The following is a 23,493-nucleotide window of genomic DNA, read 5'->3' as shown; positions in this document are numbered from 1 at the left end:
ATTGTGGGAGATCTTATCAGAACTTTATTTATCGTATTAATGGCTGTTATGGGATTAACTTTGAATATGAATATTGCCACATACGCAAAAAGCTCTAAGTATTTAAAAGAGGATCTAGAGGTAGCTGTACATGATGCAAGTTTAGAATTGAAAAAAGATGAACTTGCAAATGGAAAGCTAGTGTTTGACCCTATAAAAGCAAAACAAACATTTAAAGAAAGTTTAAAAGATAACACTGGATTCCAAGAAGGGACAGATTATAAAATCCTTGAATTCCAAGTGCTTGATCAATCTAACTCCAAATTTCCAGTGAAATATAAAGCGAATACCCTGAAGTTTCAAGATACATTTCAAAACCCTACCCTAGTAGCGATAATTGAAACTACTACAAAGAAATATTTTTTAAGTAAAGAGGATCGGGTTGTTAGAAGGGTTGCTTCTTACACATATAAAGTAAAGACTCCTAATCCAATAAATCAAAATCTAGGACAATTACAAAACGTTACCGCAAATGAAAAAGGGTTAGTATTTCCATTGTCATTTACTCAAAATGTAACTTCTAATTTTAATCCTGAACGAGTTCACCCAATCACAGGAAAGGTAGAAAAACATAACGGAGTCGATATATCAGCGCCTAATATTATGAATCAACCTGTGGGGGCTGTAAAAGATGGAACTGTGACATTTGCTGGTACTATGGGTGGATATGGAAATCTAGTTATTTTGGATCATGGGAATGGTTTTGAAACTAGATATGCACATTTAAATTCTATTACTGTATCAAAAGATGCAAAAGTAATAGCTGGTCAGATTATTGGACATGTAGGATCGACAGGAGATAGTACAGGGGCACACTTGCATCTTGAAACTAGAATGAATGGACAAGTCCTTAATCCATTAAGCTTCTTTAATAAGGAATAGGGGGACGGTTAGGATATGAAACGTAAATTACTTATTTATATATGTATGGCCTTAATAGTAATGGGTGCTTCGGTGTATTGGTTTGTAAATCATAATACAGCATCAAAAGAATCCACAAAGCAAACTCAAAGTAAATTTTATATAGCCCCACCAGAAAAAGCGGGAATAAATAACGATTTAAGAAAAAAATTAGGTGTGTTTAACCGTTATGATGGTGTGAAAAAAGAGTATTTTGATCAACAATTAGAAGCTATGACAAAAAAGGAAAAATCAGTAGAAGAAGTTAAACAGGAAATATATCAATTGGAACTTTGGGAAGATGCAAATAAGAAAATACCTGAAGATGTACGATGTGGAGTAGATACAGTATATACAGCAATTTACGAAACGAAATCAAATGATTATAGCGAAATTGATAAATTAATAAAGAAAGATTTTAATGGGAAGTACGCTGATGTAAATATTTATTGGGATGATAAAAATAAGATAAATCGTATCGGTGTATTAGCCATTCAATTTATGTATCAGTAAGTAAGCTAGAACTTTGGAAGATAGAGATTTACTTGTTAAATCTCTCGATTCGAGAGTTTTAATTTTAATGTATCAAAGTTGGGAGGAAAACTATGAAAATAGACTGTGAATGTCAAGAGTGTTTAGCTGGTTTATTACAAGATTTAGCGGAGGAAAAAGGAAATTGTTTTACTTGCAAAGGGAAAGGTTATATAGTATTTGACTTTTCTAAAGAAGAGGATATTTTAAAATTTGTACAATATATCCCTGAAGGATATCATTGGCTAAAATATCATTTTGATCTTAATGAGTTGTCACAAATCGAATTAGAAAAACTAAAAGAAGTGCTTGTTAATCAATATAGGGAAACAAAAGCAATCAATTTAGATCATTTTATAAATCAAATTGATGAAGAATTATGGGACACGTTAAAACAAGAAAATACAAAAGAAGCGATTGATATGTTTGTATCAATGTATAAGGGCTGGTTAAAAACTGGTGAAATTGTATCGCCTGATGAAGAATTGGAAGTGGATCAAGAAGACATAGATGTTATGAAAGCAGTATTTCAACAATTCCATAATCTATCGGTAGAGCATTCGACTTTGAACAAGAGCAAGGAAACTATTAAATCATAAGGGGTATCCTATATGGAAAAGATAGAAATTGCAAAAGAATTACTGAAAAATAGCTTGAATATCTATATAAAGATAAAAATAGAAGAATATATTTCTCATTTTGAAGAAATTGAAGAGGGGAGTTACTTCAATAAAAAAAATCATGAGGATGATTCATTAATTCGTTTTCATAACTGTATTACTTATATCCAAGAGAAAGGGTTTGATATAAAGGGTTGGATGCTGTATGAGATCCCTATCTATTATTCCCATTGCTTTTATAACGAAACTACGGATCAAAGGTTTGATCTAATGGTATTAAATATTGGTAAGGTAATACCAGCTTATATAGATTATTCAGAAGAAAAAGATGCTAAAACAATAGAAGAAGCTATAAAAAAATACGCTGTATAGAAATTTCTAAGGGGTATTAAAATGAAAGTTATTCAATCTGATATTTTAGTAAAAGGTTATAGAAATGGAAACTGTTACATTATTATCAAAAATGAAAATGATAATTTTAATGTGTATCAATTGTTTTGTGATGTAAATAAAGATATGAAAGTCAAAGATATTAAAAAGATTATACCATCTTTAAAACACTTGCCTGATGTTGAAATTATTGTTTCTTTTCCTAACGAAAAGTTTGAAGCTTTTTTATTACTTCATGATATTGATGTTAAGAATATGAATGTATTTAGAATCGGATTAAAGAATAAACAAATCCTTCTATAGTACGGAAATTAAAGAATAAAGGAGAATAAACAAATGAAATATACCAGTGTTTTTTTTGAAAATCCTGAACAGGCAAAAACAATGAGTATTCATGAATACGATAACTTTGTAATTCAATTACAGCAAGAAGCACATATAACCCCTTCTGTTATCCGTCAGGTGTTTTTTAAAACACAATTAAATGAAGAGGAAAGAAATGTACTGGAATACACTGAAGAGGATATTTCAAAGGTAAGAACAATAGAAGGGGATTTATATAATTATTTGAAAGATAAGCACCCTCTGTTTTTGGGAGAAATAGAAGATCTATTTCATAAGGCAATGGAGAAGTACAATCCTTTTTTACCTATTGTACAAAATTTCTTAAAAGGTAAAAGGCTATATGGAAATACATATAAGGGAATTCGTATTTATAACAAGGACTACACTGAAGAGAAATATATTTTAACAAATTTATCTTTAGAGAAAATAGAACTTGTTCTTATGTTTGTTGAAAGTTTGTTTGATAAGAATCTAAACCTAGATGAACTTATTTTTTATGCATCTATGTTCTTTGATATATACGAAATGGAAGGAACAACTTTCCGAGAATTTGGGGAATCTAAGCTAGAAAATATAAATCTATCAAAAGTAAAAATATATAAAGTATGTTTGGATGCAATCCGTTCTAGACATGGAAGTCATAAAGAATTATTACTACACTCAAAGTTATTATGGGAAAACATGTCATTAGGAGTGCGGATCTTCCGAGTAATCTATTATCATGCTGAAAAATTCCTTTTAGATTCTCAAAAAAATTATCAGGAGAATCAAGTCCAATACACTGAAAAAATATATGAACTTAATCCTAATAAGGGTGAATTAGATAAAAATGTAACTATGAGTATTCAAGTGAAAATGCTAGAAAAACAAGAAATGAATAATAGTACACCTATTATGGATATTGCCTTTGAAGTGGAGGTATGGGATATAGAAGATTTAAAAAACAGGGGACTTACTATTAATATCGAACCTCCTAGCGAGCAAATAGATTTATCAGCTTATAAAGAATGCTCCGATCAATATACAGAATTTGCAATCGGATATAAATTTTCTCCTTATTTTAACAAGTGAAATTTAAAAGTTAGGAAGAGATATCATGAAACATAAAGTATTAAAAATCGCTTTGTCTTCTCTCATAGTAAGTAGCATATTTCAATATCCTGTCAAAGAAGCACATGCTGAAAAACAAACTACAAGATGGATACATTATGGTGAAATTCAGAAAGATATGCGTTGGGAAAATCCGAAAATTGTTCCCTATCCAAATCAAGAATACGGTGATTATCCTGATAGCATCGCTTATGATCAAGATGGTCAAACCGGTATTCTAAAGGCTACACGTATTAAATTAACACCAAAAGAAAAGGTACATCATAAGGATAGTATCTATCGCACAGAAACCAAAGAGTTTACAAAAACAGTTAGTAATACCTACCATACTAATGATCAATCGTTAGTGCCAAAAGAAGTGACAATTAATGAAGATGGGTATCAAGGGAAAATCCCTCTAGTGGGAAATGTCGAGTGGTCAAAAAATTGGGAAACAAATAGAACTGTTAACCTAGATGGACATTGGGAAGACAACATATTTAGAAGGTATTCGTGGCAAGCGCCAGCACCATCTAGTATATCGAAGAACTATTATGATGAAAGAAGTGGACAAACCCTTAATTTCCAAGTTCCTCAATTGGGTGATAAATATTCGGTGGATTCTAAAGGAATGTGGATACAGAGCCGAAGTGAGGGACGAGCTGAATACTATGATGGTGCTGGAAATAGTCGTTTAGGATTTATGTCATATAACCCGTATACTTATTATGGTGATATGTATAACTTCAGTGATTCTAAACCCCTTAAACCTGATACATATTACGGATTAGAGCCTGATAAGGAGAATTGGATAGTTGAGGATTGGGGATGGGATGAATGGGACGTACAAGATGCTGAAGATCCAAGATGGCATTATAAAACAGCACAGTTCGGTTATCGTTGGAAATCAGAATCGGGGAGGACTAATAGATATCGTAAAGGTGTATGGATTGATTATATAAAGCAAGTGCAAGGATATAGATATGCTCAGGAATATAGAGGAACATTTAACTTGCCTGATATTCTCAAAGATTTCACTGGAAAAGCAACTTATAAAGGTAAACTTTCTAAGGAAGTATTTGATCATTGGAATGAGTATGATACAAGCGGAAAATGGGATGTAGAAGTTGAGTATGTTGGAGATATTCGGGCGACAAACTTAAAAGCGCAATCTATTACTATTTTAGATTCAAATAACAAAGCTATTAATCATTTAGTTAAAGGCCAAGAATATAAGGCGAAAGTAGACTTTATTAATGATGGTGAATTAGATGTAAAAGCATTTAAAATAGCATTTTACCAAGACAATAAAAAGCTACAAACAATAGATATTAAGAGCATGAAAAAAGGAGAAAAGGCTACAAAATATTTTACTTTCAAGGCTGAAGATTCAGGGGATCATACATTTCGAGCAAAAGTAGACGATGAAAATGTGATTAAAGAGATAAATGAAAACGACAATGAAGTTTCCACTAACCCATATGTAAATACAGTACCTAAAATTGAATTGAAATATAACCCTAATCCAGTATTTGAAGGAGATAATGTCACTTTAGAAATGTTACCGAGTGATGAAGATCCTAGAGATAAAGAAAAGCTACAAGTTATCCTAGAAATGAAAGAGAATCAAGGAAACTGGAAGAAAGTATTTGAAGAAAAGAAAGCTATATCAGGGAAGACCTTACAATATAAAATAGATTCGATAAAAGATGGATCGTATGAATTTAAAGCAACAGTAACAGATCCTCATGGTGAAAAGGGAGAAGCGAAAGTCTCTTTTAAAGCTGAACCACTTAGTATTAAAGGGAAAGTGGATCATACAAAAGAGTGGCAAGAAATTCATAAAAAGCTAAACCATTTACCGGAGCAATTTGTATCAGGGGAAAAATTTGTTACGTCAGCCATTGTAACAAATTATCCGATTGAATTTGTTACATTAGAATTCAAAGGAATGCAAGTAAACAAACAGGATCTCATTATTAGAAAGCCTTTAAATTCAAGTCATCCAATATATAATCTTGATATTTTTGAACCATCCATGACTGATCCGAGAACGAAGTTAGAAAAAGGTAATATTTACTTCATGTTCACAGCGAAATGGAAAAATGGTATTATCAAAAGAGATATCGTTACTGTTGAGATTATAGAGGATGCTTATAATACCTTTGATTTTTATCGAACTAATTGATTGTTAAAGGAAACAGTAACTCGTTATTGTTTCCTTTTTTTATTTTATATGTATTGGAGAGGTAGGAAAAATGGATACAAACAATACAATACCTAACAAATCGTACAAAATAGATCCTGTCATGAATTATGTTTTCCTTGCAACTTACATGATATATAAGAGATCTAAGTTTACTGAATTTCTAATTATAAAACATTTTAATTACCCTACCATTACTGAATTATCAACGACTAATAAGCCTGAGTTTTTGAAAATGATGATTGATGATGTATTTAAACAGACAAATAATGTAGCATCATTAAAACCGTTTTTACAAAGTAAAAGAATGAAGGAATTGAAAGAAATCATCCATCAAGAAGTTAGTGTCTCACATAAAAGAGTCGTATTGAATGTGAGAATTGATGAAACAGAAAGACAAAGAATCAAAATGTTAGCAAAAGATGTAGAAACAGTTGGCGAAGTGATAGAAATTGCGATTGCACATTTCGTTTCCAATTGCCCTGAGAAATTATTTGATGTGATTACATTCGCTCTTATTTCTACTATTAAAGCGGAACAAACAAAATAGGTGTTTTATCTAAATATAGACTTGAAATAAAGGTTGATTGATCTTTATTTCAAGTCTATATTTTATTTTATTACTTTAATTCGCTTCAGTAATTCCATTCTTCCGATGCTCTCATACTGTGCGTTAACATGTTCTATTACAGTGTTTAAGTATTGAGATAATGCATAGAGATAGTTTTTAAAATTATTAAATGTGATATCAGGTATTGGTTTCTTTTCCTCAAGTTCCCAAAAAAGTTTCCACCAATCAAAATGTATAGGTATTGGAAAACCTAGTTTATTTAAATTTTTCTCTAAATCATCTAAATAACGCAATTGTGCTATGTTTTCTACATTACTAGCAATATACAAGGACTCTTTTTTTTCTACTTTACTTAATTCTTCAACATTATTTAGTATTCTAGGTAAAAAATAAAATGGATCAAAAGATGTAGGGACATTTGTGAATTCGCTTTGTTCAAGCATTTCCCCCATGAATAGTTTCCGTATCTTTGAAACAATTTCTTTATTATTAAAAATAACACCACATTCGTAATTATTATTACTACTAAAACTAAAATTAGCTGAACCAATGTATGCGAAATTATCTGTAATAAACATTTTCGAGTGATTGGCTTTTAGCTGTGCACACAACACGAAATTTTTAAATATTTCTTCTATCTCTAATTTATCCTCATTAGAAAAAGTCATTATTGAATATAGTAAGCTAACATCAATTCCTAAATTAGCAAGTTTAGATAACTCCTTATAAAAGGATCTTTCGTATTTATTCTTAAAATTAAAATTGTATGTTGCTATATTAATCGTTTTTGTTTCTTTTTTGCATCTTTCAAGCAAATCGTTCCACAAATTCGCTTCTTTAAAAAGAATTATTTCGCCTTCTTGAAATGGAATTTCTTTTATCATATACATTCTTCCATCCTTTTTTGAATATTTACCTACCCATAACCCTGTATATGAATTATACATGACGGTTAATCAATATTTCAAAGCAACAATATAAAGTGAACATAATGTTTTTATAAACAACTAGAATTCGGTATAATAGTTATGATTCGTCATTTTAGACATATCCCTAGATAAAAAAATAGGATATGTCTTTTTTATTTCAGAATATTCTGTTTATTTATGAGAAATCTTGTAGTAAAATTCATTGTACCCAATTCCTGTTATTATCGAATTAAGACTGTATATAGAAAGAAGGGGGATATTATGAGCATTCAGACAAAAGGAAGAGAGCAATTAATAAGATTATTGAATGAATGGTATGAAGAAATCCGTTTGTATCATGTCGAGAAATCCAATCAGTTAAAAATGAAAATAGAAGAAAATTTAAAAGAAATTGAAACAGATCAATATCTTTCACTCTATTATTCACTACTTGATTTTAGATGTAAAGTGTTAGTAGAAGGAATTAATATTACAAAGGAATCGTTTGAAAAGGTAGAAGAACTTTCGGGAATCAAGGATCAATATTTATTTTTGGCTTACTATTATCATTTCTTTAAAGCAATACATTCTACAATTTTGTCCAATTACAATGATGCAAAAGCACATTATGATAAAGCGGAAGAACTTTTAATTTATATTCCTGATGAAATCGAAAAGGCTGAATTTGAATATAGAATGGCAAGTTTTTACTATCATTCATACCAACCATTTGAAGGTATTCAGCATGTATTAAAGGCTAAAGAAATGTTTTCAAATCATATAGGATATGAAATCAATCATGCATTATGTGATAACCTATACAGTATAGCTTGTATAGATTTACGGGAATTCGGAAGGGCTGAAGAATGTCTGAATAAGGTAATAGATGTTCTTAAAAAGAATGATGAAGAACATTTGTTAATAAAGGTACGTTACAATTTAGGATGGTTATACCATATTGAAGATTTATATGAATTGGCTATTCGACATAGTTCTGAAATCGTAAATAAAATTCCGAATCATTATAAAGCATTATTTGTTCTAGCGAGAGCATATTATAAATTAGGTGATATTGAAACAGCAAAACAACATATAGAACAAGGAATGAAAAGCGCAATTCAATCAGGAAATGCAGAATATAAGCATCGTTTTGCAGTTATAAATGAATTAGTCACAGAATTACCTAAAGCACGTTTAGAACAAGTTGTTACAGATGCAATTTCTTATTTTGAAAAAGAAGGAATGTGGGATTGCGTAAAAGAATATGCCGAAATGTTGGCCATTCAATTCTATGAAACTGATGATCATGTTAAAGCAAGTAAATACTTTTATATCAGTAACAATGCAGACAAGAAACATTTGAGAAAAGGGGCGTTGAAATAATGATTAAAATAAAGAAAATTGTATTAGGCATGGTATTAGTAGGTACTTTAGCATGTAGTATCAATAGTTTTAGTAGTTTAAAACAAGCGTCACTTAATGGTGGAGAAACACCATCACCAGCAAAACCGAGTTTATCTGTTGAAATACCTAATGATTAAGTAGGGTAGATATTTTTTATGATAAATAATTAGAATATTGGCACTTGTTCTTTCTAAAAGGGAGAATAAGTGCTTTTTTAGGCTTGGGCGGTGGCACTTACTCCTTATAACCTTCTGAAAGCCTGTACAGGCGTTTCAGAAGCTAACAAGGAGATATGTGTCGCTCACAGCATTAAACACAGGGATAACTACAGAGAGTACGCTCACGCTACTCTCTGTAAGTTCCTCCTGAGTTTGCCAAGGAAGGCACATGCTGGACGAACCGGAAAAAACAAAAGATCAAAAGCGGAGAGTAGGCTAACGCCTACTTTTTTTATTTATATTATTTTTGCATTTGCACTACGCACTGTAACATACCGCAGAATCACTAAGCAAAAAACAGGTCAAAGTTTCCCCTTCGGTTTAACCTGTTTTTTGCTAAGTGATTCAGGAAAATTGGCAAGGGGCTGAAAAATTTTTATTCCGATGAAAAAAATTCGGACATAAAATTTTTTCAGCTAAAACCCTTGCCAACTTTCCTATGCGGATGTTCCATGCTTCATGTCAAATGGCAAAAATAATTCCCTTTGGGAAGATCATTTGCGTAATGCAAATGCAAAAAAAAGGAGAGAAAAAACATGAAAACATTAAAAAACATGCAAGAACAAATCTTTCAAGATCTAAAAGAATTTATGGAAAGACAAAATACTTTTGAGATCCAAGACATTGTATATCAAAAGTATGAAGCTGGATTCTTTTGTTATAAGGCTTTTGCTAAAGAAATGAATGAGGACGTGGTTATTAAACTAAATCCTTATGATGGAGAAGTAAATTTAATTTTCAAATCAGATAAAAATCAAGAATGGCATGTAGGGTATATATTAGATTCTATGAAAAATACAGAAATTATTGTTGTAAAAGAATTATGGAATCTAGAAGAATCAAAACAGCATGTGCATTTATTCACCGAATGGGATAATGCTATGGATTATACGAATCAACAAATAGAATTGTTTGCGAGTATGTGCGATCAACGTGAGAGTATTGTTGTTACAGGACAAGAGATTGAAGAAGAATTATATGAATGGATAGGGGAAGAAAATATGAATCGAAAATTAGAGATTATAGCATGTTATTTAGGATTTGAAGACGGACAAAAAAAGGAGGTGAGATAATATGTATACAGTAAAAGAAAGATCACGTACATTTATTGAACGCTTTTTTGAAGAAAAGCACATTCCAAGTGATATTTTTGTTATTAAACATAAAGGACTTACACATGTAATTGAAAATGAAATTGTTATAGATATGATTAAACAAGCACCAATAGAAGAACAAAAAGTAATTGAAAAGCAAATACGAAAAATAGATTTTTATAATAGAGATATCAATCATTACTTGGGGTTTTTAGCAAATGCATATGTTCAATATCACTATTAATAAAAAGAAAAAGGAACACGAGCATAGGGATTTTATTTTTATTGAATACGTGTGTGAAGAATGCAAGGAAGGTGATTGGAGTAGTGAAATCATACCCAAAAAGAAATGCCCGAAATGTGAAATGTATATGGACTTCATTGAACATAAATAAAAGAGTGCAAGAATCGACCCTCACACTCTAAACAGCATTGGCAAAAGGCAAGGTTGCAACTTGTCTTTTGCTATTATCTTAATAAGAATTATACTATTGGTAGTATGTAAAGTAAAGTTTCTATGAAAAGCCAAATGAAAAAATGATTTTATGGGGGAATATGCACATGAGTTTCAATCAGCATAAAACACCTAGTACAAAGCACCAATTAATATTAGGGAATGTATATTATGAATTAAGAAAACAATTAGAAATGAAGCATGTCAGTATTTTTGCGCCCTACACTGTCTATTTAAGAAATGTAAAAGGACGTTTTGGACATGCCAAACCTCAACCTGATCTTTCAGTTGTTGTTTCTGATCATAATATAGTAAGAGAAAATTGTATTGTGGGCGCACCGGATTTAATTGTAGAAGTATTATCTCATTCTAATATGGATAAAGATCTAGTGGAGAACGTAAAATTATATGAAAAGAATGGTGTAAAGGAATATTGGATACTGGATCAGTTCAAAAACAAAGCATATGTTTACAAACTTACAGAAGGTGGACAATATATAAAAAGCGAAGATTCATTTATAATAGAAAGTGATCTCCTTCAGTTAGAGTTAGATTTAGAAAAACTATTTTAAAAGGAGTGTAAAATAATGCAATTAGGAAAAGTATTTTTAGATGATGAAAAAACCGAAATTATGGTTGAGTTGATTCATGATATGGAAAACGGGAAAAAAGTTTTAAAAGGATTTGTTTATGAATTAAAAGATGAAACAGCCGATGAATTTAATTATGAAGAAAGATATGCTGATATTCCTGTATTCAGTAATGTCATGGACTATCAACCAAACCAAGATAAAGAAATTGAAGATTGGGCGGAAGAATTGGTTCAAGAGTATCAGTTGTACTTACAAAGAAAAGAAGATGAAAAACAAATGATTCAAGAAGCCTTTGATGTATTAAGTAGAACTGTGAAAGAGCCGAAGAAAAGATTAAAGCGAGCATAAAAATGGAATCTAATGATTCCATTTTTATTTATTAATATAACTAAATGTGTTTTAAATAAACATTTACTTTAAACTATATTTATTGTATGTTTTTTATATAATAAATAAGATATAAGATAGGGAATAACTGTTACAATGTAGCCTATTCTCTTATATATCAAAATAAAAAATTAACAAAGTAGGTGGTCATTATATTTAGCTTACCAAAAACAATAACTAATATTATTTTTAAACCTTTTGTGGTTACTTTGTTTGTGTCATTTATTTTTTTATGTGTAATGCCTATCTCTAATGTAGAGATAATAGACCGTTTCTTGGTGGATCTTAACCATGTGACAAATACAACTGTAACAAACTCTATTCTTAATTTGTTATGGACGGTACTTGTAAAATTTTCAATTCCTACATACAAAATTTTATTTATGGTATTTTTAAATTTAGAACTTGTAATGCCTATGCTTAAAAAATGTATATTGAAAAATTTAGCTTTGGAGAATATATCAAGTAGTTATAAAAAATGAGAATGAGATAGAAAATCTTGTTCTCATTTTTTATATAAAGGCATTGAAAATAAGCTACGCTTATTCTTTATATCAATACCCACCACCCACCCCTTTAAAATAAATGTAGTTTACATTATTTTTATCAATAAACTATATTTGTTTTATTAATAAAATATGATATAATAAGATAGTCGGTTAGATAAGCGAATTTTTGGATGTTTAAAAACGGAGGTATTCAAGAATACTTATTGGAGGGATAAGAGAAATGAGAGTTAGAAAATGTAAATCTTGTAATGGAAAAGGGTTTGTCTTTAGCAAGAGTTATTCAATCAAAGAAGATAGATTTGGTTTTGGATTACAAGAAACAGGTATAAAAATTCCTTGTTTAAAATGCTTTGGAAAAGGCGTTAAATAGAAAAAATTAATAGTTTTAGAATTTATTATGAAAGTAGTGGTTTTAATGGAAGCTGTTGATCTTAAAGAAATTCGTAAGAAAGTACATAAGTTGTCTTATGAATTATGGCGTAATTTGGATACATTAGAAGAAGCAAGCGTTCTTCACGACAATGAAGAGTATTGTAATAGCAACGAAATGAAATTATATGATGCTCTTGAAAGGTTTTTAAAAGCTGAAGGTGTATTTACTAGTAATAATTTAAATAAAAAATGAAAGGATTGATATGAGTTGATGAAATTAGAAGAATTAGAAAGGTACATGAGGTTTCTTGAAAATAATAGAGATATTTTAGGTCAAAAAATGAGAGTAGACGATATGTTGGAAGCCTTAGAAAATATGGTGAAAGAGATAAGGGATCGAGGACTTCTAGGTGAAGAGAAAAAAAGGATATTAGATGAAGGTATGATATGGAAGCATTGTTCAGATGAAGAATTGAATAAACTAAGAGAGTTCAATAGGGAGTTTTATAATGCACAAAACCCTAATAAGAACGTTAAATATCATAAGCAAGAAGCTAAGGATTTTAATTTAGAAAATATGAGTATGGAAATACCGGAAGTTATACTATCCTCAAAAGCTATTAGAGAAATGCTTACTGAACGGATTAATGAGTTTATAAGAATAGAAAAATCAGAAAATGATGGGAAATATCATGTAAAATCCAGTTTCGTTAGAGGACAAATTAATGTAATTACTACCCTTTTAGATGAAACATGGGACTATAAAGAATCGGGACAAAGTTATTTTGATTTCTTAAAATATCTTGTTAACAAGTACCAACTAGAGGGAGTATGGAGAATTAAAGAACTCTCTTAAAATCAAATTTTATTTGGAACTAGGAGGATATAAAATGAGTAAGTTTTTTAGTATATTTGGTTTCATGGTTTTAATGTTTCTTGCTTTATCATCAATGGGTGATTTATTACAACAAGCTGGATTAACGAATGAAATGGCTATACAAGAGGTGGTTTCGGGGATATTTGCTCCTTTAAGAAAGTGGTATATTGGTATACCTGTAGCTTTATGTTTATTAGGGTTTAATGCTAGTGTTCTTTATAGAATGCTTAATGGACATAGTGAAAAAAATAACGAATTTCTTAAGATGTTTGCATTAGCTGGTTTTATGATATATCTGACAGGCACAATGCTTATAGCAATACATGGTATAACGATATAAAAAGTAATTAGTTTTGAATGGAGAAAATAAATGAATTCATTATCAATCATACCAATAATGTTTCTTGGATCTTTAGCTCTATTTATATTTTTGGCAATAATAGTGAATCTAATATTTGCTATTTTGGAGAAAGAATTACCGGATGAATTAAAAATTATGCTACCAGCAATGCTTACTTGCTTAATTGTAATTTGTATTCTTCAATTTATAAAATAATTTTTTGAAAAGGTGGAATGAACATGAAAAAAATAAATAACATGAGTTTGATTGAAAGACCTATCCATAATATCAAACAGATTGATTGGGGGGCTGTTGTTTGGATTGGTGTGTTTTTTGTAATACCGATGACATTTTGGGTGTTCCCAGCACAGGCTAGAATGGGATTAATAGAAGCTATTACTTATCTATTTTCACTGGATTTTTATACAGAACCTACTGTATCAACAAATATAGTTAGTGGAATGCAAAATAAAACATATCTATTGCTTAATATTGGTAAAGTAATACTTTGGATTTGGACAATTATAATTGTATTACGATTTTTATTTAAAAAACCTAATGAAATTAAATCTTAGTATAATGGAGAATGCCAAAAGTTTTAGTGTTTGAATTTTATATCAAAAAAAACGGGGATTTTGGAGAAAGGGATGAATTATTTTGAAAGATATATATTCATTTGTAGCAAAGAAGGATAATACTGTTGTAGATTGTGATAGCTATCTATTAGAAAACCAAGAGGAAGCTGGTTATATGGCAAATACCATCTTATGTAATTATCTAGAGGTAAATGAAGAAGGAGTTAATAAAATAGAAATTTTCAAATATGATAATGTCAACTTTATGTTTATTGGGACTATAGAGAATGTGACGGAGTGAGAATATGAAAAAAGAGTTTGATATAAAAGGAAAACGTGTAAGAAATATCATCTCAAAAAATGAAGGTGTAGCCCTATGTGTAAAAACTATAAACAGAGGGTTAGATAGTGAACGTGACGTTGTTATATGGATAAGGGATGGGAAAGAACTTGAAACAGAATCCCCTATTAAAAATATGTTATTGCTAGAAACGGAATAAAATTCATTAAGAAAGGAAAAATAATCAGTGGAAGATCATAAAAGTATGTCCTTTGGTAAATGTCTAGTGTTTGGATTTGCATTTGTTTTTGCGCTTTTTGCTTATTTGTTTATAGGAATATGGATTTTTGGATAAAAGATTAAGAACACTATAAAAAGGAATGATTATATGTTTGCAAAATATGAAGCTTTTAATAACGATGAAAACAGTGGTAAATTTACTAATCGGATGCTTGCTTTAATAGGTATGCATGATTTTATTAGTAATGCAGGTAAAAAAAGTGAATATGAAAGAGGATATATTACTTCAGGTTTACTTCAGGTAGAAAGTGAGTTGTGTTTTTTATTGTCTCTTTTAACATCAAAAGAGTTAGAAGAATTTTATAAAAAAGTAAAAATAAATTGGTCTGATAATGTTGAATTTGAAGGGAATAGGCCAACTATGAAAAAACCGAAAATTTATGAGGATTTCCGTATTGATGAATTCGAATAGTGTGTAAATAAGATTCAAATGAAGGGAGCATGAAAATATGGAAAATCTAGCATTTGATTGGTTTTTACTAATAAGAATTTTTGTTTGGCTCGGTTTGGTTGTTTTAATGGGATATTTCTTCACAAAAGGATTGTCGCTCTTTTTTAAACAAGAGGAAGAACCTATTATGGGAAAAGACGTAGATAAAGTTGTAAATTATATGAAAGATAAAAATTTGAAATCTTGTAAAGTAAGCATGGATAAAAAAGAAATTGAAATATCTAGCGACAAAACCAATATAGTTAGACGTTCCAATAGACAATCACACGTACATCATTTTACTGAGGAAAAAAAACATAGAAATACTAGTGATCTAGTAGATCCCTTAATCACAGCAAGCACTATTAATAACATAATACTAGACAATGATAATGGATCGGACAAATCAAGTGGGATGTGTTCACCTGATAATTCCTCGAATAACTATAATGATAGTAGCAATGACAATAGCTCAAGTTGTGATTAATTAAAAGGACGAGGTTATATCTCCTCCTTTTAATTATGACACTAAAAATACACTAAATACAGTTTATAAAGTTGTTTATTTTAAACTATATTTAGTGTATAATGTAATTATGATATTAAAAGATTGTAGGTTCTATTAACCATAAAGTATTCATGAATACTTTATGGTTAATAGATTAAGAGTTTTATAGAACAAATGTTTACAAGATTATTAGTTAACAACATTACAAAATTAATATAAAAGGAATGTATAATATGAAACTAGTAGAAAAAAATTTACAAACTGTAACAGAAAAATCAGTAGATATGCTAAAGGCTCTAGGGCATCCCATCCGTCTTCAAATAGTACGATACCTTATTTCATGTAAGATTAGCAATGTAACTCAAATACAAACACAATTAGATATACCACAATCTACTGTATCTGTTCATCTAGCAAAATTAAAAAGTACGAGAGTATTAAAATCAGAAAGACGTGGCTTAGAAATGTATTATCAAGTAGCGGATAATACAGCAGTAGATATTGTTACATTACTTTGTAATTAAGGGAGGGATCAGTGTGAAGGATATTCTTAACATTTACACTGTGGTTTTATATAAAGACAATAAAGAGGTTGGATGCGAGGTTATATACGAAGCATCTACTAAAACTGATTCGTTTCAAGAGAAGATACATTTATGTATAAAGGGGTACAATGCGGATCGTGCTAACATACATTGTCTTGATAAAAAGACCTCTAAGTTTAATTTATTGAAGACAATTCTCACAAAAGAGTGGTTACAAATTTAATAGACTTTCCTTATATCTTTCAATGATTAAAGCGAGATCGGAGGGAGTAAAAATAGATAAGTTTATGAATGAAATATATCTAAGTATGTACCTAGAAATTATAAAAAAAGATAAAAAAAATAAAAAGCGTACAGGATTTATTCAAAAACAAGAAAACGAGAAAAGGAGAATGAGAGATGGGAAACCAAGAAACATTAGTTGTTTTGAATGAAGATCAAAAGGCGGTCACTTTAAAGAGATTAAAAGATTTATATTTTACAGCACAACAAATGCATGAATGGTTATCAAAAGATAAGTTAACAGAGGAAATGAAGGGGACACTTATTTCTTTATCAGAAAGTCATATTTCAGTTATAGCTAAAGAAACAAATTACGAATCTGACTTGGCTAGGGAACGAGAAAGACGTAGTAATGATCTTAGGAATGCAAATTTACGTATTAGAGAACTAGAAAAAAAGATGGCTGATATGAAGCCTATTGATGGTTTGAGTGAACAACTTAATGCATTAACTAATAAAATTAAAGGCTGGTGGAGAGAAATTGGATTTAATCATATTTCTGAAATGACCTTCACTGAGTATGGTGGATTGAATGTAAAGTTCGCTTTTAGTTTAACCAGACTTAGCAGAATCTTTAGCAAAAAACCAATATCAGATAAAAAAGATGAAGTAGATAAAATCCAACAATTACGTGATCGGGGATTCGTCCTTATAAAAGAAGATAACGAATTGCAATTAGTAGATAACGATACTAATAAAAAGTTATTGATAAGCTTATTGGAAGAAAGATTTCCAAGTATAAGCATAGACCGAATAGAGACATGTTTCGGAAAAAATAATCAAGAATCTCATATTCAATATGTTACAGCTTATATCGGCGAACTACATGAAATTTAAACAAAATAGTTATTTGTGCGACACGTTTCCTCATAAGTGTGCAAACACGAAATAGGAGGGTTATCAATTTGATAACAACAACTGATTGACTGAAAGTAGGAATGAAAGCCGTCAGGTTGAGCTGAAACTACTTATCTGATACTCCTACATGCAAAGCGTGATAGTAGTCACAAATTGTATGAAGCTAGGTGAAGTCGACTGAACAAAACCTAAGTGAGAAATCATATGGTAATGGATAGGTCGGGATGCTACAAAATATCTAAGGTGAGAATGTCCTAACGGACTGGCGAACTTGCGAATGTACGGGTCTAAACTATTAATACATTAGAAATGTGTATGTCGTCAATGACGACGTTATCTACCGAAAAGTAAGAGTAAATGATATGAAATTCGGAACATCTAACAATGAGGATGTAAAGATAACAGGCTTAAAGCAAGCACCTAAGGATATATGTATAGCTAGGTCAATCGGAACGTGGTAAGCAAGAAACTGTCATGAACGTCTACTAGTGGACAGATGCATATAAGGTTCTAACGAACCGAAATTGCTTCATTCTTGTGAAGGTGGGGACACAGTACCGACGAAGCATGTAACGAATGTGGAGGGATAGTCCCTAGTCTTGTTCTTTGAAAACTAAATCAACTGGATGTAACTCACAGGATCGAGTAAGATGATGTGACTTTTCGTAAGAAAAGGGAATGAATACGTTGGTGAGTACAACATTGTTTGTAATCTAGTTGCTTTAGGATAGAAGAATAAGATGGGGCGCTGTATGCGATGAAAGTCGCACGTACAGTGCTAAGCGGGGGAAAAGATGGAGATAACTTCAAAGTCTTACCTATCGCAACTTGGAAAAGGAGAGGAATGAATCATGGATACAGTAACTACGAAAGTGATTGTACCACCCGAAGCGGAGTTTAAAGGATTAAATTTTAAAATACCAAACTATTTAATTCAAGGTAGAGATGGAGATGATTATTCATTATATAGGGAAATTGAGCAGGATGAAAAGTGGGATTTTGAAGGTGAATTTGTAATAGCTTATCAGGGTAAATGTTACCTAAAGATAGCAAACGTACCTGATGAAGAACATGCAATGTCAGCTATTCGTTCTTATTGGAGAGCAAGTAAAGAAATTAGAAAATTGGATGATGTTGAACAAAATAAAAAAAATTCCACTGAAGAACACGTCAATTATATAGAAGAAAGTAAAGGGGAAAATAAGAAGATAGCATATGGATATATTTTTAATTGGGATGGTTTTACTTATAATGATTTGAAATCAGATTATTCTTTTGATGCGACAATTAAATTTAATACTCATAAATTTGAAGAGGATGCTCTTGATGGTGTAACGAATTATTTGTCTGTAAAAATTGATATAGACAATGAGAAGTTAATTACAGAAATAGACTCGAACTCTTTATTTGATAGTGTTGAAATAATTGAATTCTTTATTGATGATATAAACAGTAATTTCTACAAAATATTAAGTATCGAAGAAGGAATGACACTTCTTAAAGAGTTTTGTAGACAAGCAAAAGCGAATGAGCTTCCTTATCTTGAATTAACAGCTTCCCCAGTTGCGTTTAAATACGTAGATTAAATCTATTTTAAGCTAGGAGATAGAGAGAATGATTGAAAAGGACAATTGAATTTTGTATAAAACGTAGGGAGGAATAATTTATGGGAGTAACTTGGACTTATTTCAAACAATTTGAAATCGTAGAACATGAAGAAAATGATTTTAATGAGATGATACGATATTTTGATCAAGGCGAATTAAGATTTACTTACGCAACAAGTGGGACATTAAGAGCTGTATACGCAAATTATGGAATACATATTCCGATATATAGTCAATTTGAACCTCCAAACTCAAAGAAATTAGAATTAGTTTCTCCTGAAGATCTAGTTCATGCTTGTGAAGATGCCATAAAAGTTTTAAAAGAAGGAATTAACCCAGAATTTAAGGGTTTTGATGGTGAGAAAAGTTTGCTATGGGAATTGGATGATCTCGATGGACGAAATGGGGGAAGTAGAACCATAGTAGAATTAAATGCAAGGATAATTGATGATTTAAAGCGTATAAAATCAATTTCTAGCCAAGGATATTACATTATTGAAAATGAACAATAAATAGAAGAATCTTTGCAGAGTTTTAATCAAATTTGAATGTTATAGAAAAAAAGGCGGAAAATAATATGATGGTGGATCTTAGTTCTTGGAATGTTTTTTGTAGCTTGTTAGGTTTAGGCGCAATGTTTTTCCTTTTGCGTTTTTTATTATTCGGTTCAACTAATCACAAATCTGAAAAAAAAGAAAAGATAAATAGGCTTCGAAATTCTTCACAAAGAAGGGGGCGCAGATAATATGAATAAAGATGATATGAGAATTTCATGTGTCTATTTTTTGATATTTTTGATTTTTATGGTTATGTTTTTTGCGCTGATTTTTGAAGCCTACTGAATTAGATAGTAGGGTTTAATCAAATTTAAATTTTATTAAGAAATGGGGAGGAACAATGGATAAACTTATGACTGATTATAATAAAATAATTGAAAAATTTGGTGGCAAAATAATAAATTTAAATCTAGAAAATAAAACCTCTACAATTAATCCTCTTGACATTAATTTAAATAGTAAATTGAATAATTGTGTTGTCGAACCGTATATTGCAGAAACAGATATTAAAAGAGAGGATATTCAACTAAGCGAGTTAGCAAGATGGATGGAAAATAAAGTGAAGCATGAGGATTGAATAAAAGAGTTATTCTGTAGAATTTAATTCAATTTTAAAGATTTAAACATTAGATCCTTTGGGCGGTGGCACTTACTCCTTATAACCTCCTGAAAGCCTGTACAGGCGTTTCAGAAGCTAACAAGGAGATATGTGTCGCTCACAGCATTAAACACAGGGATAACTACAGAGAGTACGCTCACGCTACTCTCTGTAAGTTCCTCCTGAGTTTGCCAAGGCACATGCTGGACGCACCGGAAAAGAAAAAACATAAAAAAGCAAGTAGGCAAATGCCTACTTGCTATTCAAATGCTTTCGTATTTTCTTTATGGAGGGTACATATGAAACCGAAAATTAGTAATCGAAAATATTATAGACAACTAGATGAATTAAAAAAAGAAAGGACTGGATACATACATATAATTATAATCTCTCTTTCAATTATCCTCATACAAGGAAGTTTCATTTATATGTATCTAGCGGATCTAGACTCTCTTATTGCTAGAATTATTCTTTCTAGCATCATTCCTTTTATGGGACTTCTTCTCTTTTCAATTTATTATCTAGTAAAAAGTACACAACAATATAAAAAGTATATAAATAAAAATAAAAGAGTGTATTATAAAAACAAAATATAAATTACAAGGAGGATCATAATGAAAAAGCTTTTAAAATTTTTGTTGAACAATTTAATGATGGCAATAGCTATCTTATGTCCCATTGTACTTGTTTGTGTAGCTACTGTAAAAATGAATATAGATATATTGACATTCAGGCATAATATCATAACAAAACCCGAGCAAGCCCAAGAAATCATGCGGGATTTTGCTGTAGAAAAATTTACACCTTTTTTAATACTTTTTTGTGTAATAGGTTTGTTTTATGGTTTAGCAAAACTATGTAGTGTAATGGAAAAAAATGAAATTAGAAATAGAAAGTCAAATTAAGTAACAACTACTCTCATTTTCTTTATATACAAAAAACGAAAGAGATAAATCTTTCGTTTTTTTTGTAGGAAAAGATACTGTATACATCAAAGGGCTTTCCTTTCATCAAGAAACAGGTAGTATTTTTGAGTAAAGAACACTCAAAAATCTCCACCTTTGTTCACGCTGTTCACATTCTTGACGAAAGAAATTCGGCATACTTTTTGGCTTTTGCCAAGCTGAAGACCAAAAAGTTACTAAGGTTTTCTATCAGCTTGTGCAAACTATTTTAGTATGCCGAACCGCTAATCACTTCCGATCCTTAATTATTCTCTACTCTATATGTTCATACGCTAAGATCGTGCGGTTTCGTCCGCACACCACGAGCCAGCCTCTACCAAAAAGCATAAAACCCCTTTAAAGACAACGAAAAAACAATATCTTTTTATTTATATTTTTGAATTTATTTTGCTTAAACCTATACTTTTTTTAGGTCAGGTATGGTATAATAGAATCAAGGAGGTGGAGATAGGTGATTGAAATAGCAACAAAAGTTGTAGTCTTTATTGCCAGCTTTTTGGGGATTATCAATGTAAGTTTAGATATACATACCAAAATAAAGGCAAAAGCTAAAGCTAGAAAAAAAGCTAAGAAAAAGACTACAAAACAAAAAAAGTGCCAGCGTAAAGAACGCAAGCACCGATAACCATTTATCTGTGGGGAAGGTTGACAGCCAGTTCCCCACAGAAATATTATAACACACTAATCACCTAATTTTAAAATGAAGAACATCAATACATTAAAAATTAATAAAACAGATAGTGGGATACTTCTTACTAGTATCCTCTATCTTGCAACAATGGATCTTGGCAAAGTAGATAAATTTGATTTAGTAGTAATTTCTATGATTAGTTTATATATGGTATTAAGAACAATAAATTTTTTCTTAGGAAGGGATACGGATGAATTGGAAATTTAGTTCTAAAGAAGAAATGGAGAACTTTATTAAAGATGAAGTTCTCACTACTTCTGAAGTAGCCGAAATTTTGGATATTGGAAGAGATAGAGTAAATAGATTAATTCGTGAAGGTAAGCTAAAACCCTTGAAAAAAGTCGGGAGTGTGTGTTTGTTTATGCGCTCTTATATTTTAGAAAAAGAATTAGAGTATAAAAAGTTACGCTTGAAATATAGACCTTATGATTAAAATAATGGCTGTATAAAAGAGGTGTGAAATATGGTAGCTAAATATTTAACGCAGACGGAGAGAGATATTCTATTTAAAGAATTATCAAATGTACAACAAGAATATTTGACGAATTTTTTAAAAAGAGGAAAGAAAACCGCTTTTGCTAGTATATTGGCACAACAAAAAGGAGAAGGATCAGAGGAAGACTACAAGCACATTTCAACAAATTGGCGTTTAGTTGATTATATAGATGCAGGTGTTGTTACAGAGACACTAAAATGTGAATGTGGACGCTCTTTACGTTACCAATACATTGTAAAAAATTTAAAGACAAATAAAATTTTAAAATTCGGTAAAAGTCACTTTGAAGAACATACTAATATTCCAGCCGAAATAGTTAAACAAGTTATAGAGGGAATGACTAAGATAGATTATGAGTTAGATGAAATATTAATAAAACTTAGAAACAATTGGTCATTAGAAAATAATGAAGGAATTCAACTTCCATTAAATATTGAGATTCCAAGGGATATAAAGGAACATCTAGAACTCAAATTACCCTTATTAGATAAGCAAGTAAATAAATTAATAGGAATCTTGTTTGAACATACTAAGCATGAAATAAATCTTCAATCTGTTGAATTTAACAATACAGAACCTAATCAAATTTCTTTATTCGATGAAGTAATGACACTAGGGATCGAGCAGGGATTTAACACTAAGCCAATTTATAATAAAGTATTACATAATTTCTTATCAGAATCAGAAAAAAGTTTTATTAAATCTTTTATACAACAACATGAAATTATTAGTACCAGACAATTATGTGAATTCTTAATAGAACATAAAGGAAGTAACGCAAAACGTTATCTTTCGGGAAAACCGCTTATATATCCCTATGTAGCCAATTATCTAGAGAACTTAGAATATGAGGGACTTGTATTTTTCGGAGAGAATCTTGACTATAGGGATAAAACATTTATATCAATTTGCTATAATATACAAATGGTCTAATTTTATAATAAATGGAGGAAT

36 protein-coding genes are annotated in these 23,493 nt (G+C 30.5%); 35 read left to right on the top strand and 1 reads right to left on the bottom strand.

Annotation, left to right across the window (positions count from 1 at the left end; genetic code table 11):
- The first annotated feature begins 3 nt into the window (after nucleotides 1-3).
- The 8 genes from ACXKY9_RS28135 to ACXKY9_RS28100 all read left to right on the top strand — a co-directional run bounded on the left by ACXKY9_RS28135 (nucleotide 4) and on the right by ACXKY9_RS28100 (nucleotide 6,670).
- Entirely contained in the window at nucleotides 4-921 is a 918-nt protein-coding gene (locus ACXKY9_RS28135) for a M23 family metallopeptidase (RefSeq protein WP_000502628.1), read from the top strand.
- A 15-nt stretch (nucleotides 922-936) separates the two neighbouring features.
- Nucleotides 937-1,452: a hypothetical protein gene (locus ACXKY9_RS28130; protein WP_000823706.1), complete on the top strand. Its 516-nt coding sequence runs from the start codon at nucleotides 937-939 to the stop codon at nucleotides 1,450-1,452.
- A 92-nt stretch (nucleotides 1,453-1,544) separates the two neighbouring features.
- Nucleotides 1,545-2,069 (top strand): hypothetical protein, encoded by a 525-nt coding sequence (locus ACXKY9_RS28125; RefSeq protein ID WP_000686751.1) that lies wholly within the window; start codon nucleotides 1,545-1,547, stop codon nucleotides 2,067-2,069.
- Between the two features lie 12 nt (nucleotides 2,070-2,081).
- Entirely contained in the window at nucleotides 2,082-2,462 is a 381-nt protein-coding gene (locus ACXKY9_RS28120) for a hypothetical protein (protein WP_000411023.1), read from the top strand.
- Between the two features lie 21 nt (nucleotides 2,463-2,483).
- The gene (locus ACXKY9_RS28115; RefSeq protein WP_000864768.1) at nucleotides 2,484-2,783 is read left to right on the top strand and encodes a hypothetical protein; all 300 of its coding nucleotides are present in this window, start codon (nucleotides 2,484-2,486) and stop codon (nucleotides 2,781-2,783) included.
- 33 nt (nucleotides 2,784-2,816) lie between these two features.
- Entirely contained in the window at nucleotides 2,817-3,896 is a 1,080-nt protein-coding gene (locus ACXKY9_RS28110) for a hypothetical protein (RefSeq protein ID WP_000878056.1), read from the top strand.
- Between the two features lie 25 nt (nucleotides 3,897-3,921).
- Nucleotides 3,922-6,102, top strand: coding sequence for a CARDB domain-containing protein (locus ACXKY9_RS28105; RefSeq protein WP_000681204.1), 2,181 nt, complete (start codon nucleotides 3,922-3,924; stop codon nucleotides 6,100-6,102).
- A gap of 70 nt (nucleotides 6,103-6,172) precedes the next feature.
- Complete coding sequence (locus ACXKY9_RS28100) at nucleotides 6,173-6,670, top strand: hypothetical protein (protein WP_000380666.1); 498 nt, start codon at nucleotides 6,173-6,175, stop codon at nucleotides 6,668-6,670.
- A 62-nt stretch (nucleotides 6,671-6,732) separates the two neighbouring features.
- Here ACXKY9_RS28100 and ACXKY9_RS28095 read toward each other — a convergent pair whose 3' ends face one another.
- Nucleotides 6,733-7,575 carry a phospholipase D-like domain-containing protein gene (locus ACXKY9_RS28095; RefSeq protein WP_000588790.1) on the bottom strand — a complete coding sequence of 281 codons (843 nt, stop codon included), beginning with the start codon at nucleotides 7,573-7,575 and terminating at the stop codon, nucleotides 6,733-6,735.
- Nucleotides 7,576-7,881: 306 nt separating this feature from the next.
- Between ACXKY9_RS28095 and ACXKY9_RS28090 the strand changes: the two genes are divergently transcribed.
- The 27 genes from ACXKY9_RS28090 to ACXKY9_RS27960 all read left to right on the top strand — a co-directional run bounded on the left by ACXKY9_RS28090 (nucleotide 7,882) and on the right by ACXKY9_RS27960 (nucleotide 23,472).
- Nucleotides 7,882-8,982 carry a response regulator aspartate phosphatase gene (locus ACXKY9_RS28090; RefSeq protein ID WP_000027439.1) on the top strand — a complete coding sequence of 367 codons (1,101 nt, stop codon included), beginning with the start codon at nucleotides 7,882-7,884 and terminating at the stop codon, nucleotides 8,980-8,982.
- Nucleotides 8,982-9,140, top strand: a complete 159-nt coding sequence (locus ACXKY9_RS28085) for a Phr family secreted Rap phosphatase inhibitor (protein WP_000590519.1) — start codon at nucleotides 8,982-8,984, stop codon at nucleotides 9,138-9,140. The genes ACXKY9_RS28090 and ACXKY9_RS28085 overlap by 1 nt, the downstream gene beginning before the upstream one ends.
- Nucleotides 9,141-9,757: 617 nt before the next feature.
- Entirely contained in the window at nucleotides 9,758-10,294 is a 537-nt protein-coding gene (locus ACXKY9_RS28080) for a hypothetical protein (RefSeq protein WP_000854242.1), read from the top strand.
- 1 nt (nucleotide 10,295) lies between these two features.
- Nucleotides 10,296-10,559 (top strand): hypothetical protein, encoded by a 264-nt coding sequence (locus tag ACXKY9_RS28075; RefSeq protein ID WP_002134110.1) that lies wholly within the window; start codon nucleotides 10,296-10,298, stop codon nucleotides 10,557-10,559.
- A gap of 317 nt (nucleotides 10,560-10,876) precedes the next feature.
- Nucleotides 10,877-11,341 carry a Uma2 family endonuclease gene (locus ACXKY9_RS28070; RefSeq protein WP_000009553.1) on the top strand — a complete coding sequence of 155 codons (465 nt, stop codon included), beginning with the start codon at nucleotides 10,877-10,879 and terminating at the stop codon, nucleotides 11,339-11,341.
- Nucleotides 11,342-11,356: 15 nt separating this feature from the next.
- The gene (locus ACXKY9_RS28065; RefSeq protein ID WP_001175925.1) at nucleotides 11,357-11,710 is read left to right on the top strand and encodes a hypothetical protein; all 354 of its coding nucleotides are present in this window, start codon (nucleotides 11,357-11,359) and stop codon (nucleotides 11,708-11,710) included.
- 768 nt (nucleotides 11,711-12,478) lie between these two features.
- A complete protein-coding gene (locus ACXKY9_RS28060) occupies nucleotides 12,479-12,628 on the top strand; it encodes a hypothetical protein (protein ID WP_001266018.1) in 150 nt (49 codons plus the stop codon).
- A 27-nt stretch (nucleotides 12,629-12,655) separates the two neighbouring features.
- Nucleotides 12,656-12,883, top strand: coding sequence for a hypothetical protein (locus ACXKY9_RS28055; protein ID WP_002134113.1), 228 nt, complete (start codon nucleotides 12,656-12,658; stop codon nucleotides 12,881-12,883).
- Between the two features lie 18 nt (nucleotides 12,884-12,901).
- Complete coding sequence (locus ACXKY9_RS28050) at nucleotides 12,902-13,486, top strand: hypothetical protein (protein ID WP_000762947.1); 585 nt, start codon at nucleotides 12,902-12,904, stop codon at nucleotides 13,484-13,486.
- Nucleotides 13,487-13,520: 34 nt separating this feature from the next.
- Complete coding sequence (locus tag ACXKY9_RS28045; protein ID WP_000032713.1) at nucleotides 13,521-13,847, top strand: hypothetical protein; 327 nt, start codon at nucleotides 13,521-13,523, stop codon at nucleotides 13,845-13,847.
- Nucleotides 13,848-13,904: 57 nt separating this feature from the next.
- Nucleotides 13,905-14,063: a hypothetical protein gene (locus ACXKY9_RS28040; protein WP_154214506.1), complete on the top strand. Its 159-nt coding sequence runs from the start codon at nucleotides 13,905-13,907 to the stop codon at nucleotides 14,061-14,063.
- Nucleotides 14,064-14,080: 17 nt separating this feature from the next.
- Nucleotides 14,081-14,422: a hypothetical protein gene (locus ACXKY9_RS28035; protein ID WP_003274323.1), complete on the top strand. Its 342-nt coding sequence runs from the start codon at nucleotides 14,081-14,083 to the stop codon at nucleotides 14,420-14,422.
- An 82-nt stretch (nucleotides 14,423-14,504) separates the two neighbouring features.
- Nucleotides 14,505-14,723 (top strand): hypothetical protein, encoded by a 219-nt coding sequence (locus ACXKY9_RS28030; RefSeq protein ID WP_000653194.1) that lies wholly within the window; start codon nucleotides 14,505-14,507, stop codon nucleotides 14,721-14,723.
- A 4-nt stretch (nucleotides 14,724-14,727) separates the two neighbouring features.
- On the top strand, nucleotides 14,728-14,922 hold the full coding sequence (locus ACXKY9_RS28025; RefSeq protein WP_000711343.1) for a hypothetical protein: 195 nt from the start codon (nucleotides 14,728-14,730) through the stop codon (nucleotides 14,920-14,922).
- Nucleotides 14,923-15,090: 168 nt separating this feature from the next.
- Entirely contained in the window at nucleotides 15,091-15,414 is a 324-nt protein-coding gene (locus ACXKY9_RS28020) for a hypothetical protein (RefSeq protein WP_000457467.1), read from the top strand.
- A gap of 37 nt (nucleotides 15,415-15,451) precedes the next feature.
- Nucleotides 15,452-15,919, top strand: coding sequence for a hypothetical protein (locus tag ACXKY9_RS28015; protein WP_000429070.1), 468 nt, complete (start codon nucleotides 15,452-15,454; stop codon nucleotides 15,917-15,919).
- Between the two features lie 254 nt (nucleotides 15,920-16,173).
- On the top strand, nucleotides 16,174-16,464 hold the full coding sequence (locus ACXKY9_RS28010) for an ArsR/SmtB family transcription factor (RefSeq protein WP_000779680.1): 291 nt from the start codon (nucleotides 16,174-16,176) through the stop codon (nucleotides 16,462-16,464).
- Nucleotides 16,465-16,477: 13 nt separating this feature from the next.
- Nucleotides 16,478-16,708: a hypothetical protein gene (locus ACXKY9_RS28005; RefSeq protein ID WP_000651811.1), complete on the top strand. Its 231-nt coding sequence runs from the start codon at nucleotides 16,478-16,480 to the stop codon at nucleotides 16,706-16,708.
- Between the two features lie 176 nt (nucleotides 16,709-16,884).
- Nucleotides 16,885-17,604 (top strand): hypothetical protein, encoded by a 720-nt coding sequence (locus ACXKY9_RS28000; protein ID WP_000528045.1) that lies wholly within the window; start codon nucleotides 16,885-16,887, stop codon nucleotides 17,602-17,604.
- Nucleotides 17,605-18,476: 872 nt separating this feature from the next.
- Nucleotides 18,477-19,211, top strand: a complete 735-nt coding sequence (locus ACXKY9_RS27995) for a hypothetical protein (RefSeq protein WP_000381993.1) — start codon at nucleotides 18,477-18,479, stop codon at nucleotides 19,209-19,211.
- Nucleotides 19,212-19,291: 80 nt separating this feature from the next.
- Complete coding sequence (locus ACXKY9_RS27990) at nucleotides 19,292-19,744, top strand: hypothetical protein (RefSeq protein ID WP_000539299.1); 453 nt, start codon at nucleotides 19,292-19,294, stop codon at nucleotides 19,742-19,744.
- 385 nt (nucleotides 19,745-20,129) lie between these two features.
- Nucleotides 20,130-20,366 (top strand): hypothetical protein, encoded by a 237-nt coding sequence (locus tag ACXKY9_RS27985; protein ID WP_000359617.1) that lies wholly within the window; start codon nucleotides 20,130-20,132, stop codon nucleotides 20,364-20,366.
- A gap of 320 nt (nucleotides 20,367-20,686) precedes the next feature.
- A complete protein-coding gene (locus ACXKY9_RS27980; protein ID WP_000802836.1) occupies nucleotides 20,687-20,983 on the top strand; it encodes a hypothetical protein in 297 nt (98 codons plus the stop codon).
- 18 nt (nucleotides 20,984-21,001) lie between these two features.
- Nucleotides 21,002-21,292 (top strand): hypothetical protein, encoded by a 291-nt coding sequence (locus ACXKY9_RS27975; RefSeq protein WP_000734830.1) that lies wholly within the window; start codon nucleotides 21,002-21,004, stop codon nucleotides 21,290-21,292.
- Nucleotides 21,293-21,803: 511 nt separating this feature from the next.
- Nucleotides 21,804-21,977, top strand: coding sequence for a hypothetical protein (locus ACXKY9_RS27970; protein WP_000569597.1), 174 nt, complete (start codon nucleotides 21,804-21,806; stop codon nucleotides 21,975-21,977).
- A gap of 256 nt (nucleotides 21,978-22,233) precedes the next feature.
- Nucleotides 22,234-22,476, top strand: a complete 243-nt coding sequence (locus tag ACXKY9_RS27965; protein WP_001104068.1) for a helix-turn-helix domain-containing protein — start codon at nucleotides 22,234-22,236, stop codon at nucleotides 22,474-22,476.
- A gap of 30 nt (nucleotides 22,477-22,506) precedes the next feature.
- Nucleotides 22,507-23,472, top strand: coding sequence for a DUF3895 domain-containing protein (locus tag ACXKY9_RS27960; protein ID WP_000226086.1), 966 nt, complete (start codon nucleotides 22,507-22,509; stop codon nucleotides 23,470-23,472).
- The last annotated feature ends 21 nt before the right edge of the window (nucleotides 23,473-23,493 follow it).

This window comes from Bacillus sp. 2175 (assembly GCF_057812155.1).
Note: the sequence above shows the minus strand (reverse complement) of the source record. Positions and strands in the feature narration are given on the sequence as shown.